The sequence below is a fragment of the Pseudomonas sp. PVC-5-1 genome (assembly GCF_057444345.1).
This window is the reverse complement of sequence record NZ_CM172024.1, coordinates 5566769-5583396: the sequence shown is the minus strand read 5'-3', so window position 1 is coordinate 5583396 and position 16628 is coordinate 5566769. Positions and strand designations below refer to the sequence as shown.

Below are 16628 nucleotides of genomic sequence, written 5' to 3'. Positions count from 1 at the left end.
AGAGGCCGGTACAGCCAACCCAGAACTCAAGCCATGTCGCTGATGGCGAATTCTTCGGCCAGATGATCGATCAGCGCCCGCACCGATGGCAGCAACCCCCGCCGTGACGGGAAGATCGCATGCACGATGCCGCAACGCGGGTGCCAGTCCGGCAACAACTCCACCAGCCGACCCGCCGCCAGGTCTTCGCGCACCGCCACCCGCGGCAGGTGCGCAATACCCACCCCGGCCACCACGAAATGGCGCAGGGCGAACAGGTCGTCCGTCACCATACGCGGTGTGTGCGGGATGACGATGCTGCGGCTGCTGTCTTCGCCCTGGAACAGCTCCCACTGGTACTCACGCTGGGCGCTGCCCCAATGCAGGCTCGGCAGCGTGCCGAGCAACTGCGGGTCGAAGCGCTTGGGCAACTGCTCCAGGTACTGCGGCTGGCCGACCAGGCACTGGGTACTGTTGCTCAGCACCTTCATCACCATGTCGGTGTTCTCCAGCGGTGGAAAGCGCACCCGCAGGGCGATGTCGAAACCCTCGTGCAGCAGGTCGACGCGGCGGTTGGTGCTCTCGATGAACAGCTCCACCTGCGGGTACTTGAGCATATAGCGGGTCAGCATCGGCCCGACCCAGGAATTGAGCAGGGTGGTCGGGCAACTGATACGCACCAGGCCGCGCGGTTCGCTGCGGTTGCGCTCGATGATCTCCGCCGCGCCCTCGGCCTCCACGCGCATGGCCAGGCAGCGGTTGTAGTAGGCCTGGCCGATCTCGGTGAGCGAACAATGGCGGCTGGTGCGGTGCAGCAGGCGCACGCCCAGGCGGTCTTCGAGATCGGCGATGCGCCGGCTTAGCTTCGACTTGGGCATGTCCAGCGCCCGGCCAGCCGGGGCGAAGCCGCCGTGTTCGACTACTTGGGTGAAGTAGTAGAGGGAGTTGAGGTCTTCCAATGATCGGTCTCCGGGTACTTGGTTGCCTGTGCCGGCCCTTTCGCGGGTAAACCCGCTCCCACAGGGATCGCACAAGATTCAAAGCCAGTGCAGTAGCTGTGGGAGCGGGCATGCCCGCGAAGAGGCCAGTAAATCCAGCGCCAATCTATCGTTCATAAAACGGAACGCTAAAGCCAAATTCTGCTATCTACCGCCACAAAGGTGATGATTTTAATCTGTGCCCATCAACGCGAAACACCCCCGAATGCTGAAAAATTCATAACCCTTAGGAGCACAGACCATGAGCAAATTCACCTACAACCGCCTGAACAAAGACGACGCCGCTGTCCTGCTGGTCGACCACCAGGCTGGCCTGCTGTCCCTGGTCCGTGACATCGAGCCGGACAAGTTCAAGAACAACGTGCTGGCCTTGGCCGACCTGGCCAAGTTCTTCAACCTGCCGACCATTCTCACCACCAGCTTCGAACAAGGCCCCAACGGCCCGCTGGTACCAGAGCTGAAAGCCCTGTTCCCGGACGCCCCCTACATCGCCCGCCCAGGCCAGATCAACGCCTGGGACAACGAAGACTTCGTCAAGGCGGTGAAGGCCACTGGCAAGAAACAGCTGATCATCGCCGGCGTGGTGACTGAGGTCTGTGTAGCGTTCCCGGCGCTGTCGGCCCTGGAAGAGGAGTTCGAAGTGTTCGTGGTGACCGATGCTTCCGGCACCTTCAACGAAATGACCCGCGATGCTGCCCATGACCGCATGAGCCGCGCAGGCGCGCAAATGATGACCTGGTTCGGCGTGGCCTGTGAGCTGCACCGCGACTGGCGCAACGACATCGAAGGGCTGGCGGCGCTCTGCTCCAACCACATTCCGGATTATCGCAACCTGATTACCAGCTACAACGCGCTGACTGCGGGTAAGTAACAGCCCGTTAGTTGAATGCAAAAAGGCCGGCTCTCTCTATAGGGAGCCGGCCTTTTGTGTTTGCTGTGCCTGCCTCTCCGCGGGCTTGCCCGCTCCCACAGGAGTACCACAGGCTCTGACACTATGCAGTACCTGTGGGAGCGGGCAAGCCCGCGAAGGGGCCAGAACAGACAACATCAATTCATGGGCTGCGACTCAATCCCATCCAGCAATGCCTCAACCAATCCTTCTGCCATTTCGAGCGCATTCAGGTTGCTCCAGAACAGGCTCTTGCCGGTTTCATCCAGGTGTTCCAGGGCTTTGTAGCCACAGTCGTAGGCGCCGCGCAGGTACTGGGCGACATGCACCAGGGCGTCGTGGGCAGAGACGCCTGGGTTTACTGTGAACAAAGGTGGATGGCCGGCATCGCAGCGGCTGAAAGCGCGTTGTGTGGTGCTGGGGAGGGGTGGATTGGGGACGATTCTTTTCATGGCAATTCCTTCTCTCGGGTTGAACTGCAACCACCCGTTTCCACGCAGAAGGCGGCAGTTGTGCGCGGGGTGGAAAACCGGTGAGAAGGCAAGCCGGTAGGCCAAAAGGCCTCACGCGCACAACTGCCATAACGGCAGCCCTTCATCACATCCGGGTTTCCACACCCGATCGCTGAACCGACAGCGACCCGGCAAGCCTAGAGAGCAGGCTTTCCCCGGACAATCAGACGGGCTTCGACACGGTGCGTAGGATAATTCGTCAGATGGTATGGCTGAGTAGGAAATGGCTCGCAACGAAGTAGGATGCTGCTGATATTTTTGTGCACTGGGTCCGCTGCGCGGCCCTTCGCGGGCACGCCCGCTCCCACAGGTACTGCACCGCTTGCCAGGCTTGCGCTATTCCTGTGGGAGCGGGCGTGCCCGCGAAGGGCCGCGCAGCGGACCCAGACAATCTCAAGCCAAAAATACAAAAGAGGGCCTGAGCCCTCTTCCTGAATCGATGCGCCAACCCTCAATCCGCATCCGAATCAAACAACCGCTCCAACTCCGCCCGGGCCTCCTTGGCCGTCTGCATCACCTTGGCCCGGTCATCACGCACCTGCCCCTGGGCCACCAGCACTTCTTCGTCATGCTGGGTAAACCGCGCAATCCGGTCCGCCGCCTGCGCCTCGCTCAACCCCAACCCCACCAATGCCCGGCGGGTCATCTCCAGGCTGGAGTAGAACGTCTCGCGAATCGGCTCGGCGCCGACATCCGCCAACTTGTGCACATGCTGGCGGTTACGCGCTCGGGCCAGCACTTTCAGGTGCGGGTAAAGGCGTTTCACCCGTTCCGCCGTGTGAATGGCAGCTTCCGGGTCATCGATGGTGATGATGAAGTATTCCGCCTCGCCCACCTTGGCGGCATGCAGCACCTCGGGGCGCAGCGGGTCGCCGTAGAACACGGGAACCTGTTCGAACATACGGGTCATCTCGATGGTGTCCACCGAGGTTTCCAGGGCAATGAACGGAATCTTCTGTGCCCGCAGGATGCGCGCGACGATCTGGCCCATGCGGCCCATGCCGACGATCACCACCCGTGGCGTGTCAGCCTGGATCTGCTTGTAATGCTCCGGCACCTCACGCGCCGGTTGCGGGCGCTTGAGCGCTTGGGCGCAGCCAATCATCAGCAGCGGGGTAATGGCCATCGACAGGGTGATGGTCATCAGCAGCAGGTCGTAGGTCTGGGTGTCGAACAGGCCTTGGTCCTTGCCCTGCTTGAACACCACGAAGGCAAATTCGCCACCGGCAGCCAGCACCATGCCCAGGCGCAGGGCGCTGGCGCTGTTCAGGCCACCGGCCAGGCGCCCGACGCCGATCAGCAGTACCAGCTTCACCGCCACCAGCAGCAGGGTCAGGCCCAGCACCACCAAAGGCATTTCAATCAGCAGGCGCAGGTTGGCGCCCATGCCGACGCTGATGAAGAACAGCCCCAGCAGCAGGCCTTTGAACGGTTCGATCTGCGATTCCAGCTCGTGGCGGTATTCCGAGTCGGCCAGCAGCAGGCCGGCGAGGAAGGCACCCAGGGCCATGGAAATGCCGGCTTCTTCCATCAGCCAGGCCGTGCCGATCACAACCAGCAGCGCGGTGGCGGTGGATACTTCCGGCAGGCCGGTGCGGGCCACGGTGCGGAACACCGGGCGCAGCAGGTAGCGGCCACCGACGATGACCACGGCGATGCTGGCGAATACCTTCAGGCCATGCTCCAGGCTGTCGCCGTGGCTGGTGTCCGGGCCACTGGCGGCCAGCAGTGGAACCAATGCGATCAGTGGGATGGCGGCGATGTCCTGGAACAGCAGGATGGCGAACGCCAGGCGGCCGTGCGGGGCGTTGAGCTGCTTGCTTTCGGCCAGGCTCTGCAGGCCAAGGGCGGTGGACGACAGCGCCAGGCCCAGACCGAGCACGATGGCCGCCGGTAGCGTCTGGCTGAAGCCGAACAGGGCGATGGCGCCGATCAGCGCACCGGTCAGCAGCACCTGGGCGGTACCGACGCCGAATACGGACTTGCGCATCAGCCACAGGCGCTTGGGCGAAAGCTCGAGGCCGATGATGAACAGCAGCAGGACCACGCCCAGCTCGGAAATGTGCGCCACGCTTTCGGTATCGCGGATCAGGCCCAGCGCCTGCGGGCCGATGATCACGCCGGCAAGCAGGTAGCCGAGCACGGCCCCCAGTTTCAGTCGCTTGGCCAGCGGGACGGCGAGAACAGCGGCAAGCAGAAAGATCACCGCGGTTTGCAGAAGGCTGCCTTCGTGTGGCATTGGCTCGTACTCCATGAGCTGCCGGGGCAGCGTTAGATCAGTTTGGCGGACAATTCTGGGGGTTGAGATGGAGTCAGACAATCTGCTATCGGGGAGAAACATTGTCCCGCTACAGGTGACAACCTGTGATGGCCTCTTCGCGGGCACGCCCGCTCCCACAGGTACAACACTGCCCCTGAGGCCGGTGTTATCTCTGTGGGAGCGGGCGTGCCCGCGAAGAAGGCAGCGCAGATCTGACTATTCACCGCCACCAAACTGCGCCCGATACTGCGCCGGCGTCATGCCAATCCGCTCGCAGAAAACCTTGCGCAAATGCCGGTCACTGCCAAAACCGCACTGCGTCGCCACCATTTTCAATGGCAGGTCGCTGCTTTCCAGCAGCTTGCGCGCGCGGTCGATGCGTGCGTTCTGCAAGTATTGCAGCGGCGTGATGCCCACCTCGCGTTGAAAGGTGCGGGCGAAGTTGCGCCCGCTCATGGCCACCAGGTCGGCCATCTTCTGCACGGTGAAGGCTTGCTCGATATGGTCGACGATATACGCCTGCACCCGGGCAATCGGCGAATCATCCCGCGGTACAGCCGCCAGCAGTGGCCCGTAGGGTATCTGCCCGCCCTGGCGATGGCGGGCGACCAGCAGCACCTTGGCCACTTCCAGGGCCAGCGCCTTGCCGTGGTCTTCGGCCACCACCGCCAGTGCCAGGTCGATGCCAGCGGTGATGCCGCCCGAGGTAATCAGGCAGCGGTCGATCACGTAGATCTGTTCGGTCTCGACCTTCGCCTCGGGGAACGCCTGTGCCAGGCGCTCCACGTAGTTCCAGTGGGTGGTGCAGCGATAGCCGTCCAGCAGCCCGGCCCGGCCCAGCAGGAATACCCCGGTGCAAATGGCACCAAAGCGTTTGGCCTGGCGCACGGCCTGGGGCAGCCAGCGCTCGATGCCTGGCAGGGCGATGTCATAGGCCCCCGGGCCGCCTGGCACCAGCAACAGGTCGACGGCTTCCGGCAAGTCCTCCAGACGCAGGTCGGCTACCACTTTCAACCCGCAGGAGCCGCGCACCGCTGCCTGCCCTTCGGCCAGGGTCAGCAGCCGGTACTTCCGCTCGGCAGGAAGGAAGCGGTTAGCAATGGCAAACGCGTCCATGGGCCCGGTCACGTCCAGCAACAACACATCATTGAACAACACCATGGCCACGGTGCGGTGGGCGGGTTTTTCCTGCATCGCTCTTTTGCCTTGAATGCCGGCCGCCACCAGCGGCCCGAAGCTGAATACGAAACGCATCTTAAGGTATCGGCAAAACCGTCAGGGCCAGCAGCGCGCAATTAACAACAATTCAGGTTTGGCTCAGGACTTTGTCATGTGCCGGAGGCGAGACTTTCTGCATTGAACAGGAGAGCCGCCATGCACCCCGGGACGCCCCAAGCGCCGCTGCAAACCCCCGGCGCACTGACGCCGGCGCGCTTGCGCCGGGCCAAGGAACTGATGTTGCACAGCCCGTTGTCGATCATCGAAATCGCCGGGTTATGCAACCTCACCCGCAGCCACTTCTCGCGTGCGTTCAAGGTCAACACCGGCCTCTCGCCCCAGGCGTGGCGCCTGCTGGCACGCATGGAAAAGGCCAAGCGTCTGCTCGCCACCGAGGCGCCGATCACCCACGTGAGCCTGGAATGCGGCTTCTGCGACCAGGCCCATTTCACCCGCGCCTTCAGCCGCCTGGTCGGCCAGCCACCCAAGGCCTGGCGCCAGGCGCAGGCCCATCCTTAAGCCGAACCTATCCGCCGGTATAGCCCCTTGTGGACAGTGCCGGCCTGTTTTCCCAACCCAAGGAGTCACCCCGATGAGCCAACCCGATTACAAGCGCCTGAACAAAGACGACGCCGTGGTGCTGCTGGTCGACCACCAGACCGGCCTGATTTCGCTGGTGCAGGACTTCTCGCCCAACGAGTTCAAGAACAACGTGCTGGCCCTGGGCGACCTGGCCAAGTTCTTCGGCCTGCCGACCATCCTCACCACCAGCTTCGAGCAAGGCCCGAACGGCCCGCTGGTGCCCGAGCTGAAAGAGATGTTCCCGGATGCGCCGTACATTGCCCGCCCTGGCCAGATCAACGCCTGGGACAACGAAGATTTCGTCAAGGCGATCAAGGCCACTGGCCGCAAGCAGCTGATCATCGCAGGCGTGGTGACCGATGTGTGCGTGGCGTTCCCGACCCTGTCGGCGCTGGCGGAAGGTTTTGAAGTGTTCGTGGTGACCGATGCTTCGGGCACCTTCAACGAAACCGTGCAGCAGGCGGCCTGGGTGCGCATGACCCAGGCGGGTGCACAGATGATGAACTGGTTCTCGGTGGCCTGTGAGCTGCACCGCGACTGGCGCAATGACATCGAAGGGCTGGGTAACCTGCTGTCGCAGCGCATTCCCAACTACCGCAACCTGATGAACAGCTATGCGGCCCTGAGCGCCCGTTGATGTAAACCTGTACCGGCCCCTTCGCGGGCACGCCCGCTCCCACAGGGATAGCGCACAGCTTGAGAGCTGCACGGTTCCTGTGGGAGCGGGCGTGCCCGCGAAGAGGCCGGAACAGGCTAAGAATGATTCACAGGCAGAGTGAGGCGAATCCGGCACCCCCCCAGCTCTGACACCAGCGCCTGCAACTGCCCACCATGGGCCTGCACCACCGAGTTGCAGATCGCCAAGCCCATCCCCATGCCACCGATCTTGGTGGTATGAAACGCATCGAACACTCGCTCGCGCTCATCCGCTGCAATCCCCGGCCCGTTGTCGTCCACGCAGATTTCCACCCCATCCCCGACCACCGCCGACGCAATCCGCAGCACCCCATCGCTGCGATACCCCGCCAGCGCCTCCAGGCCATTGGTAATCAGGTTGAACACCAACTGCTGCAACTGCACCGGGTCGGCCATCACGCTCACTCCCGCCTGCAAGCGCATCTGCACGTCCACCGGGCCCTTGGCGGCATCGGCCGATGTAAGGCGCACCACTTCGCGGATCAACTCGTCCAGCTTCACCACCTTGAGTTGCATCGGCGACTGTTTGGCCAGCGAGCGTAGCGCACGCACGATGTTGGCGGCCCGTTCGCTGTCGTTGCGTATATCTTCCAGGCCGGCAATCGCCTCTTCCAGGTCGGGCTTGGCGCGTTTCAACCAGCGCAGGCTGGCAGCGGCGTTGGAGGCTATGCCCAGCAGCGGCTGGCTGATCTCGTGGGCGATGGACGCGGACAGCTCGTTCATCACCTGCAGGTGCGCCGTGCGCGCCAACTCCGCGCGGGAGCGGCGCAACTCGGCCTCCATCTGGGCGCGGGTCTGGTTGTCTTCGGCCAGGCGTGTGTAGAACTTGGCGGTTTGCAGCGACACCGCTGCCTGCGAGGCGAGGATTTCCAGCATGGCCAGGCGCTGGCTGCCGAACAGGTTCGGTACCAGGCGGTTTTCCAGGTACACCAGGCCGATCAGCACGCCCTGGATCACCAGCGGCAGGCACAGTACCGAACGGGCCTTGCGCGCCTGCAACTGCTGGCGGAAGGCCTCGGGGCAATCGCTCTGGGCATCGTTGAGCACCAGGGGCTTCTTGGTGCGCATGGTGGCGTTGATGATCGACAGCGGTGCCTGGGTCAAGAACTTCTGGCAGTCGTCCATGCTCACGTGCAGCCCGGCGTCGTCGATGTAGGCGAGGGCAGCCATCTGGAATTCGGCACCGCTGACGATCAGCAGCGCACCGTGGTCGGCCCCGGAATGCTGGGTCAGGTGGCCCATCAGGGTTTCGATAAGGCCTTCGAGCAGTACTTCCTCGGACAGCGCCCGTGCTGCCTCGATGCCGGCTTCCAGGTCGAGCTTGGCCTGGTTGGTTGCGCGTTGGCTTTCCTGGATTGGCTGGGTGCGCAGGAACGGGTGCAACGCCTCCAGCTGGTGCACCTTGCCGGTCGCGCCCCAGATATGGAAACAGTCGCGGGCGATGCGCAGGTGCAGGTTGGCGCCAGAGATCAGGCCGCTGGGGATACATACTTCGGCCAACTGCTCGTGGGCCAGCGCCTGCTCGTGGATGAAACCGGCTGCGGTGGCGGCGATCTGTGCCTGGTCGAAGCAGCGGATGGCGGCCAGGCCGTCGCCTTCGAGCTTGGCGATCACGCCTTCGATCAGCAACAGCTTGTTGCGGAAGGTGGCCGGGTTGAAGCCGGCCCAGCGGCCGAAGCGCTCCCGCAGGGCCTGCAGCTCGCGCAGCTTGTCGGCAAGGCTGCCAATGGCCTCGGGGCTGCCCAGGGCCAGGCCGTGGAACAGGTGATAGTCGGCCAGGTTGATGTGCGCCGGTACCGCCCAGGTGTTGTCGCCGGCCAGTGCCAGGTTACGCATGGCCTGCGGGATATTGCCCAGGTAGAAGTCGCACATGCCGGCCATCAGGTACTGGAAGAACCGCGTGGTAGGCGATTTCGAGGCTGTGGCCGAGGCCGGGCAGGGCGTGCCGCTCAATTTGGCGACGAACGCTTGCTGGGCCTGCAGGATCTGCTCGATGTCGCGGTAACCGTAGCGACGCACGGTGGCCAGGCCTTGCGCCAGTTCCTCCACCACGTCCGGCAGGTAGCGGCCCATGAACAGCGAATCGGAAACCAGGTGGTTGCAGGCATAGCAGCTCATCGCCAGGTCGCCGCTCAGGCGCCCCGAGTCGACCGCATCCAGTGCGGTACGGCGGGCGAACTCCATGGGCGAGGTCCAGGCGCTGACCTGGTCCAGGGCCAGCAGCGCGCTGGTCAAGTCAGCGTCGAAACCGTGCCGCTCTATCAGCTTGAGCGCAGCCAGGCAGCAAGCGTGGCCATCATGGTAGGCGCCGAAGCGCTCGGCAATCATCACCCCGTACCAGGCCATGCCGTAGGTGCTGCCCGGGGCGACGCCGTGCAGCAGTGACAGCTCCATGAGCTTGGCCAGGTGCAGGAAGCAGATGTCGTCCTTCACGAAAAACGATGACGACAGGGTGGCCAGCAGGCTGATGGCAACTGTCACTTCCTCCGAATCGGTGCGCTGCAGCGATTCCAGGCAGTGTCGGCCTTTCTGTTCGACCAAGGTCTGTACATGGGCATGACTGGCTTCGACCTGTTGCCAGTCGACACCTCGCACCGGGCTCATACCCAGCAAGTCCAGGCCGGAAATGGCGCTGTCGATGGCCGCCTGATAGTCGCCGCGCAAGGTGTACAGCAGCGCCTGCAGGCGGCATACCCGCGCCTGGTCCAACGCCGAGCGCGCGCGCAGGCGGCATTCAGTGATGCGGGCCTCGGCCGCGACCATTCGCGACAGTTGCATGTCGCACTCGGTGGCCATGCAGGCGATGGCAAAGCCATGCGTGGCGCGGCTTTCCAGCGTTGCGCCGCGTTGCAGCAACTGCTCGGCCGTGTGCAGGTAGCCAGCCGATTGTTCGAACGCGCCGCCATCGCGTGCGCGTGCTGCTGCCTCGCGTAAAAGCTGCAGAAAAGCTTCGCAGTCATCCGCTGCAAACCCGCATGGGCTGGCGCGTTGCAGCTGGTTGGCAAGCTCGAACAGTACCTCGTGCAGGCGCCCCGGCCAGGCCTGGCGCATGGCCTGGGCAATACGTGCATGCAGTTGGGCACGTGCGCGCGCTGGCGTGAGAGCGTACGCAGCTTCCATCACCCGTTCATGGGCGAAGCCCAGGCCGTTCTGGCCCGGTTGCAGGAAACCCGCGCCAATCAAGGCTTTCAACGGCTCGCCGGGCGCTTGAGAGAGTACCTGGTGAAGCAGGCGTTCATCACAGCGGCTGCCAGCCGCACTGACCACCCGCAGCAGGTCGCGCTGCGGCTCGGGCAGGCGCACCAGGCGGTGGATCATCAGGTCGGCGACATTGTCGGAATAGCAGTGGCGGGCCACGGCCTGCAGGCACCATGACCAGCGCATGGCCTGGGTATCGAAGGTGAACAGCTGGTCCTCGACCATGGCCCGGAGGATCTGATTGATGAAGAACGGATTGCCCGCAGTCTTGTCGTGTACCAGTTCGGCCACCTGCAATGCGTCCTCGGGGCCGACGTGGTAGCGCTCGCCGATCAACTCGGTCACCGCGCTCACCGCCAGGGGCCGCAGGTTCAGCGTGGTGCTACGCACCGCTGCGGGCAGGGCAAGGGGTGTACTGCTGGCTGGCGCATCACTGCGCCGGGCGAAGATCAGCAACAGGTTGCCGGGCGAGTGAGCCAGAAGTTGCGCCAGCAGTTGCTGGCTGGAGTCGTCGACCCAATGCATGTCATCGAAGAACAGCACCAGCGGCTGGTCGGGGCGGCTGAATACCTGCAGGAATTCGACGATCGCCCGCAGCTCCTTCTGCAGCGCCAGACGCGTGGGCTTGGCCGGCAACTCGGGCAAGGGGCCGAGGATCAGTTGCAGGTCTGGTGCCAGCTTGCCGAGCAGCCGGCCGTGGCCTTTGATACGGCGCAGAATCTCGCAGCGCAAGGCGTCGAGGTCCCGGCTGTTCTTGGCCAGCAACTGGGTGGTCAGCGCGCCGAGAATTTCGACCCAGGGCGCGTAGGGCACGGCCTGGGCAACGCCGTTGCACTTGCCGATGGCCCAGTAACCCTGGGCGTTGGCCCTGAGCGCAGCCTCGACCAGGCTCGACTTGCCCATGCCCGTAGCCCCATTGATGAACAGGGCTTGTGGCTTGCTGTCACGGCGCTGTGCCTTGAGCAGCAGGGCGATGGCCTTCTGTTCGGCACTGCGGCCATATAGGCGTGCGCGGTCGGGCGTCATCGGGTCGGCACAGCCTGGTTCGAAGGCCTCCATGGACTTGCTGGCGGCCCACTGTCGCTGGCAATAGGCCAAGTCCACCGCCAGGGCGCGAGCACTCTGGTAGCGGGCGTCCGGCTCTTTGGCCAAGGCCTTGGCCAGGATCCGGCTGAGAGGTTGCGGCACATTGCTGTCCACTTCGCAGGCCGCTCGTGGCTGCACGCCGGCATGCAGCTGGCGCCAGTGCTGGGTGTCGCGCCCGGCCAGCGGCAATTCGCCCAGCAGTAGCTGGTAAAGGATCGCGCCCAGGGCATAGATGTCGGTGCGTCGGTCGCTGCTGCTGCCGTGCGGGCAGACCTGTTCAGGCGCCAGGTAAGCCCAGTTGCCGAGCGGGGTGCCCTGTTCGCTGATCAGTTCCGCCGGGTCGGCGCGAAAGCAGCCCAGTCGCACTCGCTGGTCCGCGCGCAGGCACACATGTTCGGGCTGCAGCGCGCCGTGCAGCACATTGCGTTCGTGTGCCTGGGCCAAGGCAGTGGCTGCATTCACTGCAATCTCGAGAAACGGCGCCAGGGCGGCAGGGCCCTCTGCGATAAGGTCGGCGATGGAGCGGCCGGCCGGGTACACCAGCAGGGGGCCTTCGGCCGAGCGCACGAACGCCGAGGGGATCACCGCCCATTGCGGGTCGAGTTGCAGGCGGTAGTCGCGTTCCAGGCGCTGGCAGGCGGCGGGGACCTCGCGCGGGGCGCGCACGGCGATCCATGCCTGGTCGGTGGCTGGATCGCGAAGGCGGAAGTAACTGAGTTCACCTTCCTGGCCCAGCGCGTTGATGTCGCACCGGTTCAGCCAACCCTCGTCGACGGACTGGTCGTAATCGATGGGCCTGTGGGCAAGGCGTTCATCGAGCATAAGGCACCCCTGCTAGCGACATCCTGACGCACGAGTATACGCAGCGGACCCAGCAGGGATGCGGGCTGCAGGCTGCTTGGCAGGAAAGGGTACGCTGTTGTCCGTTATCGTCCCCTGGGGGCTGGCGGGCTTTTGTATAGTCCTCAGGCCAACCTATCCCTCGGGATAATTGTCTGAAGGCGTACCCTGGCCTAGGCTGCCCTGGGCTGGGAAACGCCCGTGCCCGCGCGAGGAAGCCATGATCCGAATAGGTAATGCCCAGGTGTCGCTGGAGCGGCGCGAAGCCTTTATTGACGGTAAGCCTGTCCTGTTGGGGGGGCGGGCATTCGAAGTGCTGGCGACGCTGATCAAGGCCAAGGGGCGGGTGGTCGACAAGGACGAGCTGTTCAGCCAGGTGTGGGCCGGCACGGTAGTCGAGGACAACAACCTGCAGGTGCAGGTGTCCTTGCTGCGCAAGGCCTTTGGCGACCGTGGCCTGATCCAGACCGTGCCACGCCGGGGCTACCGCCTGGCCGCCGAGATCAGCCTCGAGTTGCCTGGCAAGGCGGCGGGCAAATCGCCGCTGTGCGCCGCGGCCGAAACTGTCGAGTTGTTCGATGAGCACTTGAACGTGCCGGTGCTGGTGGTGGATGACGACCCGTCGGTGCGCACGGCGTTGGGCCGCCTGCTGCGCTCGCAGGACATTCCGCATCATTTGTTCGCCAGTGCCGAGGCGTTGTTCGAGGCCCGCCTGGAAACCCCCTATGCCTGCCTGTTGCTGGACATGCACCTGCCCGATACCAGCGGCCTGGAAGTCCAAGATGCGCTGCGCCGACTTGCGCTGCCCTGGCCGATCGTGTTCATGACCGGCTTCGGCACCATCCCGATGACCGTCCAGGCCATGCGTGCCGGGGCCGTGGAGTTCCTGACCAAACCGTTCGACGAAGACCAGATGCTGACACTGCTGCAGGCGGTGCGCACGCGTGCCGTGGCCGAAGGGCGCAAGTGGCACCATGCGCGGCAGGTCGAGGAAAAGTACCAGCGCCTGACCCAGCGCGAGCGCCAGGTGTTCTCGCTGGTGGTCGGTGGCCTGTCGCACAAGCAGATCGCCAGGCAGATCGGCACCAGCGAGGTGACGACCAAGGTGCACAAGAAAAACATCATGAACAAGATGCAGTCCCGCTCGCTGCTTGAACTGGTGGCCATGCACAACGTTATCGGGGCGCAGCCTGAGGGCCTGGGCGGCGCATGAGCAGCACGGTGTGCATCGTTGACGACGATGCTTCGGTGCGCAAAAGCCTGGCCAACCTGCTACGTTCGGCAGGTTTCGAGACCTTGTCTTTTGCTGCCGGGGACCTGTTCCTGGCCTCGGCACTGGCGCGGCAAGCGGGGTGTGTGCTGCTCGACCTGAGGATGCCCGGAATGAGCGGGCTGGCGGTGCAGCGCGAGCTGGCCAGGCTGGGGTGGCGGTTGCCGGTGATCTGCATGTCGGCGCACTGGGATGAAGGGGCGGTGCGGGCTGCGATGGCGCTTGGGGCGCTGGTCTGCCTGGGCAAGCCATTTTCTGAAGAGGTGCTGCTGAAGGTGGTTGAAGATGCTTTGCTGGGTAGCCAGTGAGGTATTCCTGCCCCGGCCCCTTCGCGGGCTTGCCCGCTCCTACAGGGACTGCACAGGCTTTGGGCCGATGTGTTCGGTGTGGGAGCAACTGTCTTGCACTGGCTGTACTGGCCTCATCGCTGGCAAGCCAGGCTCCTACAGGGACTGCGCATGGTTTGAGGCCGATGCGGTCGGGGTGGGAGCTGGCTTGCCTGCGATGGGTTGCAAAGCAGCCCCGGCAATCTAACTGCTCCCCGGCCGGTACTGGAGGGCCTCGGCCAGATGCGCCCGGCCAATTGCCTGGCTACCTTCCAGATCCGCCAGCGTCCGCGCCACCTTCAGTAACCGGTGAGCCGCACGTAACGACAGGGTCAGCCGCTCACAGGCCCCCTCCAACCAGGCCTGGTCCGCCGCCGCCAACCCACAATGGCAGCGCAACCCCTCAAGGTCGAGAAATGCATTCGCACACCCTTGCCGCCGCTGTTGCAGTTCACGTGCCTCGGCTACCTTGGCCGCCACATCGGCACTGGTCTCGCCGCAGGGCTGGTTGTTCAGCGTGGTGCTCTCCCGGGCCACGGTCAGGTGCAGGTCGATACGGTCCAGCAATGGCCCGGACAGCTTGTTGCGATACCGCGCGATTTGCTCGGTGCTACAGCGGCAGCGGCCGGTGGGGTCGCCCAGGTAGCCGCAAGGGCAGGGGTTCATTGCCGCCACCAGCTGGAAACGTGCGGGGAAGCGCACCTTGTCGCGGGCCCGGGCAATCACGATCTCGCCCGACTCCAGCGGTTCGCGCAACACTTCCAGCACGCGACGCTCGAACTCAGGTAGTTCATCCAGAAACAGCACGCCATGGTGGGCGAGGGTGATTTCGCCCGGTTGCGGCCGGCTGCTGCCGCCGACCAGTGCCGGGCCGGAGGCGGAGTGATGCGGATGTCGGAAGGGCCGCTGCGGCCAGCTGCTCAGTGGCGTATGGCCGCTGACCGACTGTATCGCCGCCACTTCCAGTGCTTCGTGCTCGTCCAGTGGTGGCAGCAGCCCCGGCAAGCGGCTGGCAAGCAAGGTCTTGCCGGTACCGGGAGGCCCGGTGAACAACAGGTTGTAACCTTTTACACCAACAATATGGGTTTGACTGGGGACAGCCTGGGTGCCTATTCAGGTAAGCCGCATCAGCGTATGTGGTACAGCTTTTCTCGTATCAACTGACGCGCTAATCTCCAATTATGCTCGCAGTGTTGCCGCCTGATACATTGCAATTTGTCTCCGTATCCATCGGCTGGACGGAAGTGGTTATATAGGGACTGGTCTCGAGAGGAAATAATGAGCACTACTAAGAAAAACGCATTTAAAAAGAAAATTGTTTTGTTCATAGGCAACGCGGACTCCGAGGGTGTTACCGCTCAGCTAAGAACGGTAGGCACTTACTATAAAAGGAAAATGCTGGAGTCGAGGCCGGAAAACTGGGAAAAAATAATTGATATCTTTAAAGAGTACGAAGTTTCTTGTGTTGTGGTCAAGTTGACCATTGCAAGCTTTCATGTGCTTTGCCATCGGGAGTATGATGGGGTTAAAGATAGGTTGTTGAAAGAAATAACTGCAAAGCCCAATTTGTTTTTGGCTCATGAATCCATTCTCGCAGGTCGGCACAAAGAAGTTGTAGTGCCTAAGTATTATGATCCAGAACTGTTCGAGGAGTATGAGTTTGAGTATGAAGTGGCGCCTGATTTTATTCCGCCACCAGCAGAAGTTAGGCAGGAGGTCATGTCGTTATTGACGTCATATGGTGTAGAGGTTGTTCCATATCAAAAAAATGTGGAGTTAGTGGTTATAGCTTCTTCGTTTGTGGAACGACAGGAAAGCAATTTAATTTTTCGGATTTATGTCCCGTCTGAAAGGATGTGGGCAAACGAAGCTGAAAAATTGTTCCAGCTATTCAGGGACTACCTTCAAAAAGTTTCAGGGTTGGATGTCCGGCATGATCAATATCGTACAAATCAGGGAGTTGTCTACGAATTTTTCGGTGGGGGAGGTATTGAAACTAGCTCCCTTGCAGCGAAATTCAATGAGTTCTCTAGCTTCATGGATACATGTGCTTCGAACCCTCAAAGCGCACAGGCGCTGTTAGAGTCATCGCATCTCAACAAGGTTGAGGTTTTCAATATTGTTGAGCGATATAGTAGGGAAGCGAGACGGCTTCATATCGACATCAAGCAGGAAAGAGAAAGGCGATTGCTTTCGATAAAGCATAATCTTGAGTCCGATCTTGTTGAGTATGTTAGGTCAGAGCGAGATTGGAAAGCAATTGACCAGTTGATAGAAGATAGCGTTCCGTTACCGAACAGTGTGCTTTCCACCCTTGCAATTGATCGCAGGCCTATTCAGCACGCGGTAAATAATTTAACTGTTAATATCAATCCGCAAATAATCGACAAGGTTCAAGGTGTTGTGGCACAGCAAATTCTGGGTGATCAGCACTTGGGTGCTGATGCGAAAGAGTTGTTAGAAGTCATTGAAGCCTTAGCTGGTGAAAAAAAGGCTGTGTTAGCATCTGCGGTTCATGAGTTAAATGATGAAAGCGCTAGGCCTGATGATCGTATTGCGGCGAAGCAACGTTTGAAGGGCTTTGTTTATTCCGTGGCTGGAAAGATAGGTGATGTTGCTGCTGGAGTACTGCAAAGCTATATTGAAAGTAAGATTGGCTTGTAGTTACATATCGACACGCGCGTCGGTGGAAATTGCCTCCGATGCGTGCGGTACCAACTCAATACAATGTCTTTCAGTTTTGTTGCTGAAAGGCTTGACAGATTCGAAAGTCG

The 16628-nt window shown here is 62.2% G+C and carries 12 protein-coding genes; 6 read left to right on the top strand and 6 right to left on the bottom strand.

Annotated elements, in window-relative coordinates; genetic code table 11:
- Positions 1–26: 26 nt before the first annotated feature.
- Positions 27–938, bottom strand: coding sequence for a LysR substrate-binding domain-containing protein (locus tag AC2T3R_RS25485; protein WP_264209701.1), 912 nt, complete (start codon positions 936–938; stop codon positions 27–29).
- A 280-nt stretch (positions 939–1218) separates the two neighbouring features.
- Here AC2T3R_RS25485 and ycaC (AC2T3R_RS25480) point away from each other — a divergent pair, with 280 nt between their 5' ends.
- The gene (ycaC, locus tag AC2T3R_RS25480) at positions 1219–1848 is read left to right on the top strand and encodes an isochorismate family cysteine hydrolase YcaC (RefSeq protein WP_013974760.1); all 630 of its coding nucleotides are present in this window, start codon (positions 1219–1221) and stop codon (positions 1846–1848) included.
- A 176-nt stretch (positions 1849–2024) separates the two neighbouring features.
- On the opposite strand, the gene AC2T3R_RS25475 is transcribed toward ycaC (AC2T3R_RS25480), so the two are convergent.
- The 3 genes from AC2T3R_RS25475 to AC2T3R_RS25465 all read right to left on the bottom strand — a co-directional run bounded on the left by AC2T3R_RS25475 (position 2025) and on the right by AC2T3R_RS25465 (position 5832).
- Positions 2025–2318, bottom strand: a complete 294-nt coding sequence (locus AC2T3R_RS25475; protein WP_031324361.1) for a hypothetical protein — start codon at positions 2316–2318, stop codon at positions 2025–2027.
- Between the two features lie 511 nt (positions 2319–2829).
- Positions 2830–4617: a monovalent cation:proton antiporter-2 (CPA2) family protein gene (locus AC2T3R_RS25470; RefSeq protein WP_486744423.1), complete on the bottom strand. Its 1788-nt coding sequence runs from the start codon at positions 4615–4617 to the stop codon at positions 2830–2832.
- A 237-nt stretch (positions 4618–4854) separates the two neighbouring features.
- Positions 4855–5832: a GlxA family transcriptional regulator gene (locus AC2T3R_RS25465; RefSeq protein ID WP_410951502.1), complete on the bottom strand. Its 978-nt coding sequence runs from the start codon at positions 5830–5832 to the stop codon at positions 4855–4857.
- 180 nt (positions 5833–6012) lie between these two features.
- Between AC2T3R_RS25465 and AC2T3R_RS25460 the strand changes: the two genes are divergently transcribed.
- Positions 6013–6375 carry a helix-turn-helix domain-containing protein gene (locus AC2T3R_RS25460; RefSeq protein ID WP_013974756.1) on the top strand — a complete coding sequence of 121 codons (363 nt, stop codon included), beginning with the start codon at positions 6013–6015 and terminating at the stop codon, positions 6373–6375.
- A gap of 73 nt (positions 6376–6448) precedes the next feature.
- The gene (ycaC, locus tag AC2T3R_RS25455; protein WP_004375560.1) at positions 6449–7075 is read left to right on the top strand and encodes an isochorismate family cysteine hydrolase YcaC; all 627 of its coding nucleotides are present in this window, start codon (positions 6449–6451) and stop codon (positions 7073–7075) included.
- Positions 7076–7191: 116 nt separating this feature from the next.
- Here the strand turns inward: ycaC (AC2T3R_RS25455) and AC2T3R_RS25450 are convergent, their stop codons facing one another.
- A complete protein-coding gene (locus AC2T3R_RS25450) occupies positions 7192–12240 on the bottom strand; it encodes a trifunctional serine/threonine-protein kinase/ATP-binding protein/sensor histidine kinase (protein ID WP_486744422.1) in 5049 nt (1682 codons plus the stop codon).
- Between the two features lie 238 nt (positions 12241–12478).
- On the opposite strand from AC2T3R_RS25450, the gene AC2T3R_RS25445 reads away from it, so the two are divergent.
- Together AC2T3R_RS25445 and AC2T3R_RS25440 are read left to right on the top strand one after the other, a co-directional pair.
- Positions 12479–13471: a response regulator gene (locus AC2T3R_RS25445; RefSeq protein ID WP_486744421.1), complete on the top strand. Its 993-nt coding sequence runs from the start codon at positions 12479–12481 to the stop codon at positions 13469–13471.
- Complete coding sequence (locus tag AC2T3R_RS25440; protein WP_023662911.1) at positions 13468–13836, top strand: response regulator transcription factor; 369 nt, start codon at positions 13468–13470, stop codon at positions 13834–13836. The genes AC2T3R_RS25445 and AC2T3R_RS25440 overlap by 4 nt, the downstream gene beginning before the upstream one ends.
- A gap of 222 nt (positions 13837–14058) precedes the next feature.
- On the opposite strand, the gene AC2T3R_RS25435 is transcribed toward AC2T3R_RS25440, so the two are convergent.
- Positions 14059–14967 (bottom strand): YifB family Mg chelatase-like AAA ATPase, encoded by a 909-nt coding sequence (locus AC2T3R_RS25435; RefSeq protein ID WP_486745308.1) that lies wholly within the window; start codon positions 14965–14967, stop codon positions 14059–14061.
- Positions 14968–15132: 165 nt separating this feature from the next.
- On the opposite strand from AC2T3R_RS25435, the gene AC2T3R_RS25430 reads away from it, so the two are divergent.
- Entirely contained in the window at positions 15133–16518 is a 1386-nt protein-coding gene (locus AC2T3R_RS25430; protein ID WP_486744420.1) for a hypothetical protein, read from the top strand.
- Positions 16519–16628: the final 110 nt, after the last annotated feature.

Coding starts and splice junctions, on each gene's coding strand:
- ycaC (WP_013974760.1), top strand. CDS start 1,219: ATGAGCAAATTCACCTACAACCGCCTGAACAAAGACGACGCCGCTGTC.
- AC2T3R_RS25475 (WP_031324361.1), bottom strand. CDS start 2,318: ATGAAAAGAATCGTCCCCAATCCACCCCTCCCCAGCACCACACAACGC.
- AC2T3R_RS25470 (WP_486744423.1), bottom strand. CDS start 4,617: ATGCCACACGAAGGCAGCCTTCTGCAAACCGCGGTGATCTTTCTGCTT.
- AC2T3R_RS25465 (WP_410951502.1), bottom strand. CDS start 5,832: ATGCAGGAAAAACCCGCCCACCGCACCGTGGCCATGGTGTTGTTCAAT.
- AC2T3R_RS25460 (WP_013974756.1), top strand. CDS start 6,013: ATGCACCCCGGGACGCCCCAAGCGCCGCTGCAAACCCCCGGCGCACTG.
- ycaC (WP_004375560.1), top strand. CDS start 6,449: ATGAGCCAACCCGATTACAAGCGCCTGAACAAAGACGACGCCGTGGTG.
- AC2T3R_RS25450 (WP_486744422.1), bottom strand. CDS start 12,240: ATGCTCGATGAACGCCTTGCCCACAGGCCCATCGATTACGACCAGTCC.
- AC2T3R_RS25445 (WP_486744421.1), top strand. CDS start 12,479: ATGATCCGAATAGGTAATGCCCAGGTGTCGCTGGAGCGGCGCGAAGCC.
- AC2T3R_RS25440 (WP_023662911.1), top strand. CDS start 13,468: ATGAGCAGCACGGTGTGCATCGTTGACGACGATGCTTCGGTGCGCAAA.
- AC2T3R_RS25430 (WP_486744420.1), top strand. CDS start 15,133: ATGAGCACTACTAAGAAAAACGCATTTAAAAAGAAAATTGTTTTGTTC.